Genomic DNA, 18,530 nt, shown 5'->3' with positions numbered 1-18,530 from the left:
CATGAGTGACTCAGCTCAGTACGCCGCACAGGTCCAGCACTCCGACCCCCTCCCCTACGCCGATCCGCAGCACCACACCGAGCGGACCTCGTACGCCGAGCACGGCCCGTACGACGGACACGATCCGTACGACGAGCACCCGAAGCACGTCGAACAGGCCGCCCAGCCCCCGCAGCAGCCGCACCACTTCTTCGACGCCGACGCGGGTCCGGTAGTCCGTCCGTACGCGATGACCCGCGGACGGACGAGCAGCGCGACCCGTCACCGCCTCGACCTGATCGCCCTGGTCGTTCCGGAGCCCGCGGCCGACGACCCCGGCCGCGATCAGCTGCTCTCACCGGAGCATGTGGAGATCGTCGAACGGTGCTGCGAGATCCCCCAGTCGATCGCCGAACTCGCGGCCACCCTGGACCTCCCCGTCGGGGTGGTCCGGGTCCTCGTCGGCGATCTCGTCGAGGACGAACTGGTCCATGTAACCCGTCCCGTTCCGCCGGCCGAACTGCCGGATGTGAGCATTCTCCGCGAGGTGATCAATGGTCTTCGGGCGCTCTAGCCGCCGAACGCCGCCCGTCGAGCCAGTGACGCTGAAACTCCTGGTGGCAGGCGGTTTCGGCGTGGGCAAGACGACTCTGGTGGGCGCGGTCAGCGAGATCAGACCTCTGCGGACCGAGGAGACGCTGAGCGAGGCCGGCCGGCCGGTCGACGACATCGAGGGCGTCGAGAGCAAGACGACGACCACCGTCGCCATGGACTTCGGGCGCATCACGCTCCGCGAGGACCTGGTGCTCTATCTCTTCGGCACCCCGGGACAGGACCGCTTCTGGTTCCTCTGGGACGAGCTCGCCCAAGGCGCCCTCGGCGCGGTCGTCCTGGCGGACACGCGCCGTCTCGAGGACTGCTTCGCGGCCATCGACTACTTCGAGCGCCGCGGCATCCCGTTCACCGTCGGGGTCAACTGCTTCGAGGGGGCGGGCCGGTTCCCGGAGGAGACCGTGCGCGCCGCGCTCGACCTCGATCCGGGGGTCCCGCTGCTGATGTGCGACGCGCGTGAACGCGAGTCCGCGAAGGAGGTCCTGGTCTCGGTGGTGGAGCACGCCCTGGCCCGCGTGGACGCCCGCCGCGAGCCCGCGACCACCTAAGCGGCCACCGAAAGCGACCGACTGAGCCGCGCATGTGCGCACGAAGTCCGGCAGAACAGAACACGGCCCGTACCCCCACCGACAGGGGTACGGGCCGTGCGCTCTATAGGCGCTCGGAAGCGGGCGGCGGGACCCTTCCCGCGAGCGCCATGGACACCCGGTTCTACGCGAGCTATAGGCACGCGGTTCCACGGGCGCTATAGCCACCCGGTTCCACGAGCGCCATGGACACCCCGTTCTAGGAGGGGCCGCCCTCCTCCTCCCAGCCGAAGCTCCGCTCCACAGCCTTGCGCCAGTTGTCGTACTCCCGCTCCCGGATCTGCGCGTCCATGCGCGGCGACCACTCCACATCGCGCTGCCAGTGCGCCTTGAGCTCGTCGAGGTCCGACCAGACCCCGGTCGCGAGCCCGGCGGCGTAGGCGGCCCCCAGACACGTCGTCTCGGCCACCTTGGGCCGGATCACCGGCACGCCCAGCACATCCGCCTGATGCTGCATCAGCAGGTTGTTGGCGGTCATGCCGCCGTCCACCTTCAGCGTGGTGATCTGCACGCCCGAGTCCTGGTACATCGCGTCCACGACCTCGCGCGTCTGCCAGCTCGTCGCCTCCAGCACCGCCCGCGCCAGATGCGCCTTGGTGACGTACCTGGTCAGTCCGGTGATCACGCCGCGGGCGTCGGAGCGCCAGTACGGCGCGAAGAGCCCGGAGAACGCCGGCACGATGTAGGCGCCGCCGTTGTCGTCCACGCTCGCAGCCAGCGTCTCGATCTCGTCCGCGGTGCGGATGATGCCGAGCGAGTCCCGGAACCACTGCACCAGAGCGCCCGTGATCGCTATGGATCCCTCGAGGCAGTACACCGGCGCCTCTTCGCCGATCTTGTAGCCGAGGGTGGTGATCAGCCCGCTCTTGGACGGCACGGGCCGGCCGCCCGTGTTCAGCAGCAGGAAGCTGCCGGTGCCATAGGTGTTCTTGGCCGTGCCGGTGTCGTAGCAGGCCTGTCCGAAGATCGCGGACTGCTGGTCGCCGAGCGCCGAGGCGACCGGCACGCCCGCGAGCTGGCCGACCGCTGTGCCATAGACCTCCGCGGACGACCTGATCTCCGGCAGCATCGCCTGCGGCACGTCCATGGCGGACAGGATGGCCGGGTCCCACTGGAGCGTGGTCAGGTTCATCAGCATCGTCCGCGACGCGTTGGTCACGTCGGTGACGTGGACCCCGCCCTCGACGCCGCCGGTGAGGTTCCAGATCAGCCAGGAGTCGATGGTGCCGAACGCGATCTCGCCGCGCTCGGCCCGGCCGCGCAGCCCCGGCACGTTGTCCAGCAGCCAGGACGCCTTGGGCCCGGAGAAGTAGCTGGCGAGCGGCAGCCCGGTGGCGTCCCTGAAGCGGTCCTGTCCGTCCGTGCCGCCCAGTTCGTGGCAGAGCGCGGAGGTGCGGGTGTCCTGCCAGACGATCGCGTTGTGCACCGGCTTGCCCGTCGCGCGGTCCCACAGCACCGTGGTCTCGCGCTGGTTGGTGATGCCGAGCGCGCTGAGCTGCTCGGCTCGCAGGCCCGCCTTGGCGATCGCCCCCGCCACCACGGCCTGCACCTTGGACCAGATCTCGGTCGCGTCGTGCTCCACCCAGCCGGGCTTCGGGAAGATCTGACGGTGCTCCCGCTGGTCGACGGCGACGATCGCGCCGTCCTGGTTGAAGATGATGCAGCGGCTGGACGTGGTGCCCTGGTCGATCGCGGCGACGAATGTGTCCGTCATGACGTCCCCTTGCCCTGGTCGAAGAGCCTTGGTCGAAGTGCCGTTGTCAGAGAGAGGCCTATAGCGGCCCGGAGAGCGAGCAGGCCTGGCGGCAGAGGCCGCGGGGCCGCCTGGAAGCGGCCCTAGAAGGCCGCGTTGAAGATCAGGCCGGCCAGCAGCCCGCCGACGAGGGGCCCGGCCACCGGGACCCATGCGTAGCCCCAGTCCGACGTGCCCTTGTTGGGGATCGGCAGCAGTGCGTGGGTGATGCGCGGGCCGAGGTCGCGAGCCGGGTTGATTGCGTAGCCCGTCGGCCCGCCGAGCGAGAGGCCGATGCCGACGACGAGGAGCGAGACCAGCAGGATGGAGATGCCGGAGCCATAGATTCCGGCTCCCTGGCCAGGTATCTGCCCGATGCCGATCCCGTCGTTCTTGCCGAAGGCGAGTATCGGGAGCACCAGGCCGACGGTCGCGATGACCTCGGTGACCAGGTTGGCCGCCGGACTGCGGATCTCCGGCCCGGTCGAGAAGATCCCGAGGGTCGGCTGCGCGTTCTTGCTGTCCGCGTTCGCCTGGAACTGCGCGAAGTAGACGAGATAGGCGAGCAGGGCCCCGAGGATCGCGCCGACCATCTGCGCGAGGATGTACAGCGGAACCTTGCTCCACTGACCGGTGTCCACGGCGACGCCCAGCGTCACGGCCGGATTGAGGTGCCCGCCCGACAGCGGCGCCGCGGTGTACGCGCCGGCCAGCACGCCGAAGCCCCAGCCGAAGGCGATGACGACCCAGCCGGATGCCTTCGCCTTGGAGTGATGGAGCGTTACCGCGGCGCAGACGCCCGCGCCGAACAGAATGAGTATCGCGGTGCCGATGACCTCACCGACGAAGATGTCTCCGTTGCTCATGGCGGCTCCTATGCCCTCGCCCGGGGCCTGGCCCCGGTCCGTGCAGGGTGCGTGTCTCCATGGCGTGCTTTGGCTACGGATCCGGGGCAGGGGGAACCCGTCCCCCGCCCGGCGTCCGTGACGAGCGTGGTGAGCGTGCCGAGTGCGGCGATGCCGACGAAGAGGCAGTGTTCACCGGCCGTGATGGGTCGTCAAGGTCGCTGACAGCAAGTCCAGTTCACGGCCGCCGTGTTGACACGGCAGGGGAGAACGTAAGGCGTGGTGAGGAGCGCGGTGGTCGGTCAGCGGACGGCGACGACCGCTGAACCGTGGCCGAAAAGCCCCTGGTTCGCGGTGATCCCCGCACGGGCGCCGGGCACCTGGCGCTCGCCCGCCGCGCCGCGCAGCTGCCAGGTGAGCTCGCAGACCTGGGCGATGGCCTGGGCCGGCACCGCCTCCCCGAAGGACGCCAGTCCGCCGCTGGCGTTCACGGGGACGCGCCCGCCGAGGGCCGTCGTGCCCTCGCGCACCAGCTTGGCCGCCCCGCCCGGCTCGCAGAGCCCGATGTCCTCGTACCACTCCAGCTCCAGGGCGGTGGAGAGGTCGTACACCTCGGCGAGCGAGAGGTCTTCGGGGCCGATGCCCGCCTCCTCGTACGCGGCCTGGGCGATCGACGCCCGGAAGGAGCGGGCGGCGGGCGTGGGCGTCGCCGCGGCCGAGTCGGTGGCGATGTCCGGGAGGTCGAGCACGGTCCTCGGGTAGACCGGGGTGACGGTGGAGACCGCCCGGATGCGCACCGGGTCCGCGGCGACACCGTGGCGGCGCGCGAACTCCATGCTGGAGAGCACCAGCGCGGCCGCGCCGTCGGAGGTGGCGCAGATGTCGAGCAGCCGCAGCGGGTCGGCGACGACGGCGGAGGCGGCCACCTCCTCGGCGGAGACGGGCTTGCGGTAGCGGGCGTTGGGGTTGAGCGCGCCGGCCGCCGCGTTCTTCACCTTCACCAGGGCGAAGTCGTCGGGCGTGTCTCCATGGAGGGCCATCCGGCGGCGGGCGTAGAGGCCGAAGTACGCCGGGTTGGTCGCGCCGAGCAGCCGGAAGCGCAGCCAGTCCGGATCGTCGGGCCGGTCGCCTCCGGCGGGGGCGAAGAAGCCCTTGGGCGCCGAGTCCGCGCCGACCACCAGGACCACGTCGGACAGGCCCGCCAGGATCTGGGCGCGGGCGGCCCCGATGGCCTGCGCGCCCGAGGCACAGGCCGCGTAGACGCTGGTGACGCGCGCGCCCTGCCAGCCCAGCGCCTGCGCGAAGGTCGCGCCCGCGACATAGCCGGGGTACCCGCAGCGCACGGTGTCCGCGCCGACCACCGACTGGACCTGCCGCCAGTCGAGTCCGGCGTCGGCGAGGGCGGCCCGGGCCGCCGTGGTGCCGTACTCGACGAAGCTGCGGCCCCATTTGCCCCAGGGGTGCATCCCAGCCCCCAGGACCGCGACGTCGCGAGCCGCCGTGCCCCCCGCGCCGCTGGATATGCCCCCCACGCCGCCGGCCGTGCTCACGGCGCCGTCTGAGTCCATGGGCGCGCTCATGACGCCGCCCCCACGGGCCGCCAGCGCCAGGTCGTCCAGGCCGTCTCCCCGTCCTCGTTCAGCACCCCCGGCACGACTTCGACCTCCATCCCCACGGCGAGATCCCCGACGCTCACCCCCGGGACCGCCTGCCCCAGCACCACCATCCGCTCCGCCTCGAGCTCGACGGCGAGGAGCGTGTACGGCTCCCACGGCGCGTCGGGATCGGAGGCATAGGGAGCGGGCGGCCTATAGCGGCCGTCGGTGTACGACCACACCCGGCCGCGCTTGGAGAGCGGGACCTCCGCGAGCTCCCCGCCCGCGCACGCCGGATTGCGGCAGTGGGAGTCCTCGCGTGGGAAGAACACCGACGAGCAGGCGAGACAGCGGGTGCCGAGCAGTCGGAAGTCCTCCTCGCCGCCGTCCTGTGTGAACCAGCCGGCCACCACGGGCGTACGCCTCACGGTCCCTCCCCGGACACGAAGATCTGACGGCATCTATCTGACGGTTCGTCAGGTGTGATGGCAGCAGTGTGCCACGGGCCGGAGAATCGGGCGAGCCCATGGAGAACCGGATACGCCTCTGCCGCGTCCGATATGAGGGAACGCGCGGCCGGAGCCCACGGGGGTGGTCCCGGCCGCCCGTTCCCTCTCGCTACGAGCTCAGCGCCCGCCGAGGGAGCGCCAGGCGACGGGGAAGTCGAAGAACGTCTCCGGGAACGGCTCCGGCTTGTAGGTGAAGTGCCACCACTCCTCCGGCAGATTCACGAACCCGACCGCGCCCAGCGTGCTCTTCAGCAGCTGCCGGTTGGCGCGCTGCGTGCCCTGGATCCTCGGGTCGTCGGTGTGGGACAGGGTGTCGCAGCAGTCGAAACCGGTCCCCATGTCGACGGAATTGTCGGGGAAACGCTCGGACTTGGGCGCGTGGCAGGGTACGAGCCGCTCGCCGGGGACGTACGGCCTGGTCGGCAGCGCCGGCAGCTTCACGATCGTCACATCGACCGTGCTGCCGCGGCTGTGCCCGGACTTCTCTGCGATGTACCCGTCCTCGAACAGTCTCGACTTGTCGACCTGGGGATAGAACTCCGTTTTCATGGCCTCGTCCTCCAGGTCCTTGGCCCACCGGACGAAGTGGTCCACGGCCCGCTGCGGCCGGTAGCAGTCGTAGACCTTCAGCGAGTAGCCCTGGCGCAGCAGCGTCCGCTGCGCCTTGCGCAGCGCCTCGGCGGCCGGGCGGGTGACGATGCAGAGGGGCTGGCGGTAGCCGTCCACGCGCTCGCCGAGGAAGGTGTGCCCGGTCGTGTAGCGCATCTCCTGGATGATCGTCGGGGCCACGGCGCGCAGCGCCACGAACTCCTTCGGCGCACGCGGCTCGGACGCGGCGGCCGCGCCTGACGGCGGGGCCATGGTCGTTGGGGCGGGCTGCGTCGCCGTGCCGGATCGCGCCGCCGTGCCGGCCTGTGCGGGCTGCGTCGCGGCAGTGGCGACGAGCAGGGCGGCAGCGGTGGCGGCGAGGGTGCGGAATGCGGAGCCAAGTCCTGTCATGCGCAAACCGTTTACCAGTTCCGGGCCCCGCGGGAAAGGGTGATCGGATACAGTCCGCGCGTGCCCAAGGACTCTCACTGCGGCAACTGCGGAGCGCCCTACGGCCCCGTCGCCGACTGGCCCCGTACGTGTCCCGCCTGCGGCGACACGGCGTACCGCAATCCGCTGCCCGTCGCCGTCGCGCTGCAGCCCGCCCGTGACGCGCAGGGTCTCGGCCTCGTCGTCATCACGCGCACCATCGAGCCCCAGCGCGGCTCCGTCGCGCTCCCCGGCGGCTTCATCGACCACGGCGAGGAGTGGCAGCACGCGGTCGTGCGGGAGCTGAAAGAGGAGACCGGCATCGAGGCGGAGCGCAAGGACGTCCGGCTGGCCGACGCGCTCAGCTCGCCGTTCGGCCATCTCCTCCTGTTCGGCCTCCTGCCCGAGCGCGACGCGGCCCAACTGCCGCCCTCCGCGCCCACGGACGAGACGGAGGGCTGGCATCTGCTGCGCTCTCCGGCGGAGCTGGCCTTCCCGCTGCACACCATCGCGGCACGGAACTGGTTCACGGGCCTCTATAGCTGAGCGCGTCCCCCGCGAGCCGAGCACGCCCCACGCGTATAGCTGAGCAGCCTCTCGCGCACACCCGGCGGGAGGGCAGGGCGACGCACCGGAGCCCCGCCGGCCGCACCCCGCGAACGCCCGGGACTCACCCCGTCCCCCCGCCCCGCACCCGCACCCGCCACCGGGGCGGAGCCGACGCGTCCCCCTTGACCTGCTTCACCGAGACGCGCCCGTCCACCAGCCGCGTCCTATAGCGCTCGACCTCGGTCCGCTCCCAGCCGTCGCCCACGTCCGGCACATGCAGACCGCCGCCGGTACGGCCCACCGCAGGCGCCCACACCTCCAGCTCCACACTGCCGTCGGCGCCCCGCACCGGAATCACCGAGCCGCCCCGCGCCAGCACCGGGATACGCGACAGCGGAGCGTCCACCAGCACCTGCCCAGGACCGTCGTACGCCTGCCCGGTCGCCGTGTCGTACCACCGTCCGCGCGGCAGCCGTACCGCCCGGCGGTCCGCGCCGCTCTCCAGCACCGGCGCGACCAGCAGCGCGTCGCCGAGCAGGAAGGCGTCCTCGCAGTCGCGCAGCGCCCGGTCCTGCGGCGACCCCCACCACATCGGCCGGGCATAGGGCGCGCCCGTGCGCCCGGCCAGCTGCGCCAGCGTCACGAAGTACGGCCGCAGCCGCTCCCGCTGCACGAGCGCGGCACGGGCGTGCTCAAGCACCTCGGGACCGAATTCCCACGGCTCCCTGCGCCCCGCGTCGATCGCGGCGTGCGTACGGAACAGCGGCAGATACGCCCCCATCTGGAACCACCGCAGATACAGCTCGGGGGAGGGGCTGCCGTCGAAGCCGCCGACGTCCGGGCCGGAGTACGGCACCCCGCACAGCCCGAGTCCGAGCGCCAGCGAGAGCGAGGCGCGCAGCCCCGGCCAGCCGGTGGACACATCGCCGGACCAGGTGCCCCCGTACCGCTGCATCCCTGCCCAGCCCGAGCGCGAGAAGAGGAACGGCCGCTCGTCCGGCCGCAGCCGGCGCAGCCCTTCGTACCCGGCGCGCGCCATAGCGAGCCCGTAGACGTTGTGGGCCTCCCGGTGATCGCCGCCGCGGCCCTCGAGCTCGTGCCGGGCCGAGCGCGGCAGCGTCATGTCGCTGAACGGAGTGAAGGAGACCGGTTCGTTCATGTCGTGCCACACGCCGGAGAAGCCCTGCGCCAACCGCTCCTCGTACAGCTCGCCCCACCACCGCCGCACCCCCGGATCGGTGAAGTCCGGATACGCGCAGTCGCCCGGCCAGACCTCGCCCCGCACCTCCCGGCCCCGCGCGTCCTTGACGAAGGCGTCCGCGGCCCTCCCGCTGTCGTACACCGCGTTGCCGGGCTCCGCCTTCACCGCGGGATCGACGATCGAGACCAGCCGTACGCCCTCCTCGCGCAGATCCTTCGCCATCCCCGGCAGATCCGGGAACCGCTCCTCGTCCACCGTGAAGATCTGATGCGCGTCATAGTGATCGATGTCGAGGTGGACCGCCGAGAGCGGCAGACCGTGCTCCCGGTAGCCCGCGACGATCCGCCGGACCTCCTGCTCGCTGCCGAAGCCCCAGCGCGCGTGCTGCGGGCCCAGCGCCCAGGACGGCGGCACCGCAGGGGCGCCCGTCAGCTGGGTCCAGCCGGCCAGCACCCGCTCGGGCGTGCCGGCCACCACCCAGCAGCGCAGCGGCCCGCCGTTCATCCGCACCTCGCTGGATCCCATGCGGTCGTGCCCCGAGCCCGCGCCCTCCTCGCCCTCGCGCAGGGCGACCCGGCCCTCCCAGGTGTTGTCGTGGAAGGCGATATGGGTGCCCGCGTCCGAGACCACGAGCTGCACCGGCATGGTGATGTACAGCGGGTCGTCGCCCGGGCCGAAGCCGCCCTTGGGATCGGTGTTCCACAGCCGGTACACGCCCTCTCGCAGCCGCGGGCCCGAGGCCCGGCCGCCGAGCCCGAAGAAGCGCGCGTCCGAGGGAACTTCGCTGCGCTGCTGCCACCGCGCGGGACCGCCCTGCACGGGCTCCCACCAGCGCGGCGGCAGATCCCGGCGCAGGACGACGCCGCCGGGCGTACGGATCTCCACGGCGCCGTTGCGGGAGACCTCCACCGTCACCCGCTCCGAGACCACCCGCCAGCCGCCGTCCTTGTCCGGCTCCAGCTGAGCCCGCGGATCCGCTTCGGGAGGCGTGCCGTCGAGCGCGTACGAAGGCTCCGGCTCCGCCCCGTCCCAGCCCCAGAAGACCGCGCCGCCCACCGACACGCGGATACGGAGCTCAGATCGGGCGAACCGCACGATTCCGCCCCCGGGCATCGGCTCGGCGCCGCTCACCGGACCCGGCACCCTGGCCCGTTCGGCCCCTCTGGCCCGCACCCCCCGGGCGTCCCTCCGCCGCTGGCGCCAGGCCGTGCGGGCCGCCCGCAGACCCTGCACCGTGCCGAAGAACTTCACCGAGCGCACCAGATCACGACCGTCCATGCAGCTCAGCCTGCCACTCGCCTGGGGGTGCGCGGGGTTTGTTCAACTGCCGTTCACCCGTGGTGAGAGCACATACGCCGGCGCCTGACCATGGAGGGCGAGCCCTGGTGCGAAGGACGATCACATGGCATCGTCCGTGTCAGCCGCGTCACGCGCACACCCCGCTCGTGCGCGTGACACACGCCGACACCGCGTAGAACATCCGGGAGCCGCCCCATGACCTCAGCAGCGAACCCTGCCCCCCTGTGGCAGCCGGACCCCGAGCGCATCGCCGCCGCCAAGGTCACCCGATTCCAGGCCTGGGCCGCCGAGCGCCACGGCGCCCCCGCCGAGGGCGGCTACGCGGCGCTGCACCGCTGGTCCGTCGAGGAGCTGGAGACCTTCTGGGCCGCCGTCGCCGAGTGGTTCGACGTGCGCTTCTCCACGCCGTACGAGCGCGTGCTCGCCGACCCCGCGATGCCCGGCGCGCGGTGGTTCCCCGGCGCCGCGCTCAACTACGCGGAGCACGCCCTGCGCACCGCCGAAGACCCGGCGCGCGCCCATGACGCGGCGCTGCTGCATGTGGACGAGACACATGAGCCAACGCCGATCAGCTGGTCCGAGCTCCGCCGCCAGGTCGGCGCGCTCGCCGCTGAACTGCGCGCCCTCGGCGTACGCCCGGGAGACCGCGTCAGCGGCTACCTCCCGAACATCCCGCAGGCCGTCGCCGCCCTGCTCGCCACCGCGGCCGTCGGCGCGGTCTGGACGTCCTGCGCCCCCGACTTCGGGGCCCGCAGCGTCCTGGACCGCTTCCAGCAGGTCGAGCCGGTCGTGCTGTTCACCGTCGACGGCTACCGCTATGGCGGCAAGGAGCACGACCGCACCAAGACCGTCGCCGAGCTCCGCCGCGAACTGCCCACGCTCCGCGCGGTCGTCCACATCCCGCTGCTCGGCACCGAGGCCCCTGAGGGCGCGCTCGACTGGTCCGCGGTCACCGCCGGGGACGTGGAGCCCGTCTTCGAGCAGGTCCCCTTCGACCACCCGCTCTGGGTGCTGTACTCCTCCGGCACCACGGGCCTGCCCAAGGCGATCGTCCAGTCGCAGGGCGGCATCCTGCTGGAGCACTTCAAGCAGCTCGGGCTCCACTGCGACCTGGGCCCCGAGGACCGGTTCTTCTGGTACACCTCCACCGGCTGGATGATGTGGAACTTCCTCGTCTCCGGCCTGCTCACCGGCACCACGGTGGTCCTCTACGACGGCAGCCCCGGCTACCCCGACACCGGGGCCCAGTGGCGCATCGCCGAGCGCACCGGCGCCACCCTCTACGGCACCTCAGCGGCGTACGTCATGGCCTGCCGCAAGGCGGACGTCCACCCGGCGCGCGACTTCGACCTGTCCCGCGTCAGGTGCGTGGCCACCACCGGCTCGCCGCTGCCGCCCGACGGCTTCCGCTGGCTGCACGACGAGGTGGCGGACGATCTATGGATCGCGTCGGTCAGCGGCGGCACGGACGTGTGCAGCTGCTTCGCGGGCGCGGTGCCCACCCTGCCCGTCCACGTCGGCGAGCTCCAGGCCGCCTGTCTCGGCACCGACCTGCAGTCCTGGGACCCCCAGGGCAAGCCGCTGACCGGCGAGGTCGGCGAACTGGTCGTCGCCAACCCCATGCCGTCCATGCCGATCCGGTTCTGGAACGACCCCGACGGCAGCCGCTACCGCGACAGCTACTTCGAGATGTTCCCCGGCGTCTGGCGGCACGGCGACTGGATCACCATCACCGACCGGGGCTCCGTCGTCATCCATGGGCGCTCCGACTCCACCCTGAACCGTCAGGGCGTCCGGATGGGCTCGGCCGACATCTATGAAGCCGTCGAGCGCCTCCCGGAGATCAAGGAGTCGCTGGTCATCGGCCTGGAGGAGCCGGACGGGGGCTACTGGATGCCGCTGTTCGTCCATCTCGCGCCGGGCGCGACGCTCGACGACGCCCTGCGGGCGCGGATCAAGCAGACCATCCGCGAGCAGCTCTCGCCCCGCCACGTCCCGGACGACATCATCGAGGTCCCCGGCGTCCCGCACACCCTCACCGGCAAGCGCATCGAGGTCCCGGTCAAGCGCCTCCTCCAGGGCACGGCGCTGGCCAAGGCGGTCAACCCGGGCTCCGTCGACAACCTGGAGCTGCTGAGCTTCTACGAGGAGCTGGCCCGCAAGCGCGCCTGAGACGCAGCACGGTCCCGCCCGCGGGAGCTCCCCGTAGCCGCTCTCACCCTCCGTAGGTGGCCTCGGACTCGCCCAGCACCTCGGCGAAGTCCGAGGCCAGCCGCCTCGCCTCCGCCGGCTCCAGACCGGCGGCGGTGATCCGCACCCCGGGCCCGGCGGCGATCCGGAACCGCGCCCCGGCCGCCACCCACCATCCCCTGGACCGCAGCCCGTTGACGACCGCGGACTCGTCGCGGACCTCCGCCCACACATTCATCCCGCTCACACCGTGTGCCCGGACGCCATGGGAGGCCAGCGCCGCGATCAGGGCGCGCCGCCGCTCTCCATAGGCGGCGCGCGCCATAGCCACCTGCGTCGTGGTGTGCGGATCGGCCATCAGCCCGAGCACGGTCCGCTGCAGCAGATGGCTGATCCAGCCGGAGGTCAGCAGCAGCCGTCCGTCGTGCCGCGCCAGCGTCGTCTGATCGCAGGAGATCGCGGCCCACCGCAGGTCCGTCCCCAGGAACTTGGTGACGGTCCGCACATGCGCCCAGCGCTCCAGACCGCCCGCGGCGAGCGAGTTGAGCGGCGCGTCGGCGATGTCCGACGCATGGTCGTTCTCGACCGTCAGCACCTCGGGCGCCTGGCGCAGCACGTCCAGCAGCGCGTCGCGCCGCTCGGCCGAGAAGCACCCCCCGTACGGATTCTGCGCCCGCGGACTGCATACGACAGCCCGCGCACCCGCCCGTAGCGCCGTCGCCAGGGCGTCCGGCCGCATGCCCTCGTCGTCCACTGCCACCGGCACGGATCGCAGGCCCAACGCCTGTACGAGATCGAGCAGATGATGGTACCCGGGGTCCTCCATAGCCACCGCGTCCCCGGGCCGCAGCTCGACGCAGAGCAGCCGCGCCACGCCGTCCAGCGCGCCGTGCGCGAAGGTGACGTGCTCCACCGGCACGCCCTCCCCGCCCATCCACGCCCTGGCCGCCTCCTCGAGCTCGGGCAGCCGCGGCGACGAGCGGTGCGAACGGGCCCCGGGGGAGAGCCGCGCCGGCGGAACGAGATCCGGCAGAAACGCCGAGTCGGGATGCCCGCCGGCCAGGTCCCGCAGCCCCTCGGGCACCCTCGGGGGCCGCCTCGAGGTGACGGCGGGGGCCGCGGCGACCACCGTCCCGCCCCGCCCGCGCGTGACGACGAGCCCGCGCCGGCGCAGCTCCTTGTACGCGGTGGCGACCGTGCCGGGACTGACCCCGAGGTCGTCCGCCAGCCTGCGCACCGGCGGCAAGGCGTCGCCCGGCCCCAACGCGCCCTCCGCCACCGCCCGTTCGACGGACGCGGCGATTGTCCTAGCGGTCGTGCCGCTGATCGAATATTGTGCTGCCACGTAGCTGACTATGTATCAATACATAACTCGCGTCAAGGGGGAACGGTGAGCCTGTACCAGCGCCGGGCAGCACTCAAGGAACGGATCCCCGGCGGCCTCGACGGCCGCCGGATGCTCTGGATCGCCCTGGTCGACAAGACCGGCGCCGGACTATGGGCCGCGACGGCCGCCCTGTACTTCACCTACGTCACCGGCCTCTCCGTCGCCCAGGTCGGCATCCTCGTCGCCGTCTCCGCCGGCATCGGCATCGCCGGAGCGCCCATAGCCGGCCGTATCGCCGACCGGCTGCCTCTCACCCGCGTCCTGATCGCCATGCAGGTGCAACGCGCCGCGGCCGGCCTCGCCCTTCTCGCCACCGACGACTACGCGCTGCTCATCGGCATCTCCGCCGTCGCCAGCGTCGGCGACCGCGCGGCGAACGTCCTCACCAAGCTGTACGCCGCCCGCATCACCGGCCCCGACCGCGTGCGCTACCAGGCCGTCAACCGCACCGTCTCCAACGGCGGCTTCGCCATAGGCGGCCTCGCCGCCGCGACCGCCCTCGGCATCGGCACCACGCTCGCCTACCAGTCCCTGCTCGTCGGCAACGCCGTCGCCTCGCTCGCCGCGGCCCTCCTCACCCTGCGGTGCGGCGAAGCCCCCTCCCCGACGCGGATCGTCACCGGCTCCGGCGCAGGAGCCCCCGCGGCGAGACCCGCCAGCCCCTGGCGCGACCGCACCTACCTCTTCTACACAGCGAGCGAGACGGTCCTCTTCCTCGACGACGCCGTCTTCAAGGTCGGACTCCCGCTATGGATCGTCCACGCCACCGACGCCCCGCACGGCCTCGCCCCCCTGCTGCTCGTCCTCAACAACGTCATGGTCGTCGCCCTCCAGATCCCCCTCGCCCGCTACGGCGCCACGACGCAGGCCGCCGTCCGGCTCCTGCTGCCGCTCGCCGCGGCCTTCGCGGCCGGAGCCCTCGCCATGAGCCTGTCCGCCGTCCACGGAGCCTGGATCGCGACCGCCGCACTGGTCGCCGCCGCCGCACTGCTGACCCTGGCCGAGATCCTGCACGCCACCGTGTCCTGGGAGCTCTCCCTCGCCCTCGCCCCCGACGAGGCCCAAGGCGCGTACCTCGGAGCCCACGGCCTGGCCCAGGCGTCCCAGCGCAGCATCGGCCCGCTGGTGATGACCGCCGTGATCGCGGCCGGCCCCGCCGGCTGGGCGCTGCTCGGCGCCGGACTGGCCGCGACCTGCCTCGCCCAGCACCGGCTCGTCCGCGACCACCTGCCCGTACCCGCGTTGTCAGTGCCCCCGGCTACGGTGAGTCACAAGTAGTCGACAGAACGCAGGGGGAGACATGGCGAACGCACGGCAGCCCAAGCGGTCCCAACAGTCCAAGCAGACACCGCAGTCCACACCGGCCCACCAGTCCAAGCACCAGAAGCAGTCCAGGCCGCCCAAGCGGTCCCCGCGCTCCCGGCGAGCCAACAGCACGGCATCCATGCGCCACAGGCTGCGCCGAGAGGTCCCCGCCACCGTCGGCCTCCTCGCCGACGAGCAGGACTTCACCGCGATGCGGCGGTACGAGTCGTTCGCCTTCGACGACCACACCACCTATCTCCGCCAGGCTGAAGCCCTGCTCAGAACGCTCGCCGCGCAGCAACTCCACACCACCGTCGCGCTGTTCGACCCCGACGAGTTCGCCGAGTTCTGCGACGAAGCAGGCCTCGACCCCGACAGCGCAGCCAGCCGCAGCCGCTTCACCGCCGAGCTCGCGGGCCGCGGCGCCCGCCTCAGCTACACCGGACAGCCGCTGCGCAGCCTCCTGCCGGAGCTCATCGCCATGGCTGTGCGCCAAGCCACCTGGGAGTACGCCACGATGCTCCTCGCCGACATCGGCCAGTGCGCCGACTGCGGACAGGACATCGGCCGAGCCGCCTTCGACAGCGCCTCCCGCATCCTGATGCGCGTCCTGGAGAAGGCCGGCGCCGGCACCCACCACCTGGTCTGCAGCGTCTCAGGACCCGACGAACAGCTCCTCGCCGTGCTCCACGCAGACGGGCCGACCGCCGCACCGGCCCGCCTCGACGCAGCCGAGGGCGCGGAGTTCGTCACCGTCCTCGCGGCGGGCCTCGCACTCGAAGCCGCAGGAGGGCTCGTCCTGCGCACCACCGCCGAGGACGCCCCGGACCGCCTCCACGGCTGGCGGCTCGACCAGGGCCGTCTGCGCCCGCTCACCGCGGGAGAGGTGTTCAGCGCCTACTGCACCGACGCCGCCACCGGCGAACCGCTCTCCCCGGAGCCCGGCGTCGAGTACTGCCCGGGCTTCCCCGTCACCGGCGACGATCCGGAGGGCCACTGCTGAAACGCCGATGGGGCTTCCCGCCGTCCCCGGCGGGAAGCCCCATCGATCACCCACTTTTCAGGCTGCCCGCCCTACTCGCCGGAGAGCACCGCCTGCGCGGCCAGCCGCGCCTCCTCGGCGGTGTCCGCGGCCCGCGCCGCGGCGGCGGCCCGCTCGCACTGGGCCAGCGTGTACTTCGCCAGCGTCGCCCGTACATAGGGAAGCGACGCCGCGCCCATCGACAGAGAGGTGACACCGAGACCGGTGAGCACACACGCCAGCAATGGATCGGAGGCGGCCTCGCCGCACACGCCGCAGCTCTTGCCCTCGGCCTTCGCGGCCTCGGCCGCCAGCGCCACCAGGTCGAGCAGCGCTGGCTGCCACGGGTCCTGCAGCCGCGACACCGCACCGACCTGCCGGTCGGCGGCGAACGTGTACTGAGCGAGGTCATTGGTCCCCAGCGAAAGGAACTCCACCTCCTGAAGAATCGAACGCGCACGCAGAGCAGCGGACGGGATCTCCACCATCGCGCCGAACTTCGCCTTCAGCCCAGCCTCCCGGCAGGCGTCCGCGAACGCCTTGGCGTCGATGCGGTCCGCCACCATCGGAGCCATGACCTCGAGGTAGACCGGCAGACCCTCGACCGCCTTGGACAGCGCGGTCAGCTGGGTCCGCAGCACCTCGGGGTGGTCGAGCAGGGTGCGCAGCCCGCGCACACCCAGCGCCGGATTCGGCTCGTCGGCGGGCGTCAGGAAGTCGAGCGGCTTGTCGGCCCCCGCGTCCAGCACCCGCACGACCACCCGGCCCTCGGGAAACGCTTCCAGCACCTTGCGGTACGCCTCGACCTGCTTCTCCTCCGACGGCGCCTGCTTGCTGTCGTCCAAGAAGAGGAACTCCGTACGGAACAGCCCCACGCCCTCGGCGCCGGCCTCCACCGCGGCCGGCACATCGGCGGGACCGCCGACATTCGCCAGCAGCGGCACCTTGTGCCCGTCCGAGGTCGCGCCCGGCCCGCTCGACGCGGCCAGCGCGGCCTTGCGCTCGGCCGCGGCCTGCGCGAGCCGGGTCCGCTTCTCCTCGCTCGGCTCGACGAAGAGCTCGCCGGTGCTGCCGTCGACCGCGATCAGCGTGCCCTCGGCGATCTCGCCGGCGCCCGGCAGCGCCACTACGGCGGGAACCCCGAGCGCCCGCGCAAGGATGGCGCTGTGGCTGGTCGGCCCGCCCTCCTCCGTGACGAACCCGAGCACCAGCGTCGGGTCCAGCAGCGCGGTGTCCGCGGGAGCCAGGTCCCGCGCGATCAGCACATACGGCTCGTCGCTGTCCGGCACACCCGGCATCGGCACGCCCAGCAGCCGCGCCACGATCCGGTTCCGCACGTCGTCCAGGTCCGCGACCCGGCCGGCGAGGTACTCGCCGGCGCCCGCCAGCAGGGCCCGGTAGGCGGCGAACGCGTCGTAGACCGCACGCTCAGCGGTGCTGCCCACGACGATGCGCCGCTCCACGTCGGCCATGAGCTCCGGGTCCTGCGCCATGAGCGCCTGAGCCTCGAGCACGGCCTGCGCCTCGCCGCCCGCCAGATTGCCCCGAGCGATCAGGTCGGCGGCGACGGCTTCGACGGCCTTGCGGGCGCGCCCCTGTTCGCGCTCCGCGTCCTCCGCCGGTATCTGCTTCGCCGGCGGCTCCAGAACCGCCGTGCCCATGTGCCGTACCTCGCCGATCGCCACACCGTGGCTCACGCCGACGCCTCGCAGCGTTGTCTCCATTACACCCGTCTCCGATTCGAGCGACGACGGTCTCCGCCGCCGCGATGGCTGTCCGACTCGCCGTCTTCACGGCGCAGGGGTCACTTCCAGCTGAAGAGCGAGTCGCCGGCCTTGACGTCGCCGTCCTCGCGAAGAGAGGAGAGGGACTCCGCCGAGGCCTCGAGCGCGACGACCGGGCAGATCGGAGACTTTCCAGCGGTCTCGACGTAGGCAGGGTCCCAGCGCACTACGGCCTGGCCGCGGCTGACCGTGTCGCCCTTGTTGACGAGGAGCTCGAAGCCCTCGCCGTTGAGCTGCACAGTGTCGATGCCGAGGTGCGTCAGCACGCCGTGGCCGTCCGCGTCGACGACGACGTAGGCGTGCGGGTGAAGGGAGACGATGACGCCGTCCACCGGGGAGACAGCCTCCGACGGCTCACGGACGGGGTCGATGGCGGTGCCGGGACCGACCATGGCGCCGGAGAACACCGGGTCCGGCACGGCCGCGAGTCCGATGGCACGTCCGGCAAGAGGGGACGTCACTGTGGTCATGGGGCCTCCCAGGGGCGGAGTTCAGCAGCTGCGTCGTCACTGCCTGTCCTCGACTGACGCACTGTTCTGAAGGGTATGTCATGAGTAGTCCTAGTTCCGCCTGATAGCTACTAGTTGACGGACCTAGGGGAGCACCGGAAACGATTTGCCTCGTCTCACGGCGAGCGGTAGTGTCGAACCCCTGCCTGACCCCAACGCGACGTTGAGTCGGGGGTCGGCAGCGTCTATCAAGCGCAGATCCTAACTGGTCTAAACCTCTGCATGCCCGCAGGGTGGTGGTCAGGAGGAGCGAAAAAGCCTGATAGAGTTTGGAAACACCGAAGGGAAGCGCCCGGAGGGCCTTGGAAAAGGTCCAAAGGAAGCGTCCGTTCCTTGAGAACTCAACAGCGTGCCAAAAATCAACGCCAGATTAGTTGATACCCCGTCTCCACATCGTGGAGTCGAGGTT

Annotated in this window: 15 protein-coding genes; 6 read left to right on the top strand and 9 right to left on the bottom strand. The window is 71.8% G+C overall.

Annotated elements, in window-relative coordinates:
* The first annotated feature begins 1 nt into the window (after position 1).
* Both AB0M39_RS31430 and AB0M39_RS31425 read left to right on the top strand, forming a co-directional pair.
* Positions 2–553 (top strand): DUF742 domain-containing protein, encoded by a 552-nt coding sequence (locus AB0M39_RS31430; protein ID WP_365369696.1) that lies wholly within the window; start codon positions 2–4, stop codon positions 551–553.
* Positions 534–1,139: an ATP/GTP-binding protein gene (locus AB0M39_RS31425; protein ID WP_365369694.1), complete on the top strand. Its 606-nt coding sequence runs from the start codon at positions 534–536 to the stop codon at positions 1,137–1,139. Before AB0M39_RS31430 ends, AB0M39_RS31425 begins: the two co-directional genes overlap by 20 nt.
* A gap of 238 nt (positions 1,140–1,377) precedes the next feature.
* On the opposite strand, the gene glpK is transcribed toward AB0M39_RS31425, so the two are convergent.
* The 5 genes from glpK to AB0M39_RS31400 form a co-directional block, all read right to left on the bottom strand.
* Positions 1,378–2,892: a glycerol kinase GlpK gene (gene glpK, locus AB0M39_RS31420; RefSeq protein WP_365369692.1), complete on the bottom strand. Its 1,515-nt coding sequence runs from the start codon at positions 2,890–2,892 to the stop codon at positions 1,378–1,380.
* A gap of 122 nt (positions 2,893–3,014) precedes the next feature.
* Positions 3,015–3,776: an MIP/aquaporin family protein gene (locus tag AB0M39_RS31415; protein ID WP_365369690.1), complete on the bottom strand. Its 762-nt coding sequence runs from the start codon at positions 3,774–3,776 to the stop codon at positions 3,015–3,017.
* 281 nt (positions 3,777–4,057) lie between these two features.
* The gene (locus AB0M39_RS31410; protein WP_365369688.1) at positions 4,058–5,323 is read right to left on the bottom strand and encodes a lipid-transfer protein; all 1,266 of its coding nucleotides are present in this window, start codon (positions 5,321–5,323) and stop codon (positions 4,058–4,060) included.
* Between the two features lie 8 nt (positions 5,324–5,331).
* Positions 5,332–5,763 carry a zinc ribbon domain-containing protein gene (locus AB0M39_RS31405; protein ID WP_365369730.1) on the bottom strand — a complete coding sequence of 144 codons (432 nt, stop codon included), beginning with the start codon at positions 5,761–5,763 and terminating at the stop codon, positions 5,332–5,334.
* Between the two features lie 213 nt (positions 5,764–5,976).
* Positions 5,977–6,858, bottom strand: coding sequence for a M15 family metallopeptidase (locus tag AB0M39_RS31400; RefSeq protein ID WP_365369686.1), 882 nt, complete (start codon positions 6,856–6,858; stop codon positions 5,977–5,979).
* A 60-nt stretch (positions 6,859–6,918) separates the two neighbouring features.
* Here AB0M39_RS31400 and AB0M39_RS31395 point away from each other — a divergent pair, with 60 nt between their 5' ends.
* The gene (locus AB0M39_RS31395; RefSeq protein ID WP_365369684.1) at positions 6,919–7,422 is read left to right on the top strand and encodes an NUDIX domain-containing protein; all 504 of its coding nucleotides are present in this window, start codon (positions 6,919–6,921) and stop codon (positions 7,420–7,422) included.
* 124 nt (positions 7,423–7,546) lie between these two features.
* On the opposite strand, the gene AB0M39_RS31390 is transcribed toward AB0M39_RS31395, so the two are convergent.
* Entirely contained in the window at positions 7,547–9,904 is a 2,358-nt protein-coding gene (locus AB0M39_RS31390; protein WP_365369682.1) for a glycoside hydrolase family 31 protein, read from the bottom strand.
* Between the two features lie 216 nt (positions 9,905–10,120).
* Between AB0M39_RS31390 and AB0M39_RS31385 the strand changes: the two genes are divergently transcribed.
* A complete protein-coding gene (locus tag AB0M39_RS31385) occupies positions 10,121–12,097 on the top strand; it encodes an acetoacetate--CoA ligase (protein ID WP_365369680.1) in 1,977 nt (658 codons plus the stop codon).
* 43 nt (positions 12,098–12,140) lie between these two features.
* Here AB0M39_RS31385 and AB0M39_RS31380 read toward each other — a convergent pair whose 3' ends face one another.
* A complete protein-coding gene (locus tag AB0M39_RS31380) occupies positions 12,141–13,460 on the bottom strand; it encodes an aminotransferase class I/II-fold pyridoxal phosphate-dependent enzyme (RefSeq protein WP_365369678.1) in 1,320 nt (439 codons plus the stop codon).
* 45 nt (positions 13,461–13,505) lie between these two features.
* Between AB0M39_RS31380 and AB0M39_RS31375 the strand changes: the two genes are divergently transcribed.
* Both AB0M39_RS31375 and AB0M39_RS31370 read left to right on the top strand, forming a co-directional pair.
* Positions 13,506–14,780 (top strand): MFS transporter, encoded by a 1,275-nt coding sequence (locus AB0M39_RS31375; protein WP_365369676.1) that lies wholly within the window; start codon positions 13,506–13,508, stop codon positions 14,778–14,780.
* Between the two features lie 166 nt (positions 14,781–14,946).
* On the top strand, positions 14,947–15,810 hold the full coding sequence (locus AB0M39_RS31370; RefSeq protein ID WP_365369728.1) for a hypothetical protein: 864 nt from the start codon (positions 14,947–14,949) through the stop codon (positions 15,808–15,810).
* A 71-nt stretch (positions 15,811–15,881) separates the two neighbouring features.
* On the opposite strand, the gene ptsP is transcribed toward AB0M39_RS31370, so the two are convergent.
* Positions 15,882–17,552, bottom strand: coding sequence for a phosphoenolpyruvate--protein phosphotransferase (ptsP, locus tag AB0M39_RS31365; protein WP_365369674.1), 1,671 nt, complete (start codon positions 17,550–17,552; stop codon positions 15,882–15,884).
* 80 nt (positions 17,553–17,632) lie between these two features.
* Complete coding sequence (locus tag AB0M39_RS31360; RefSeq protein ID WP_365369672.1) at positions 17,633–18,082, bottom strand: PTS glucose transporter subunit IIA; 450 nt, start codon at positions 18,080–18,082, stop codon at positions 17,633–17,635.
* Positions 18,083–18,530: the final 448 nt, after the last annotated feature.

This window comes from Streptomyces sp. NPDC051907, from assembly GCF_040681075.1.
Classification (GTDB): Bacteria; Actinomycetota; Actinomycetes; order Streptomycetales; family Streptomycetaceae; genus Streptomyces.
Note: the sequence above shows the minus strand (reverse complement) of the source record. Positions and strands in the feature narration are given on the sequence as shown.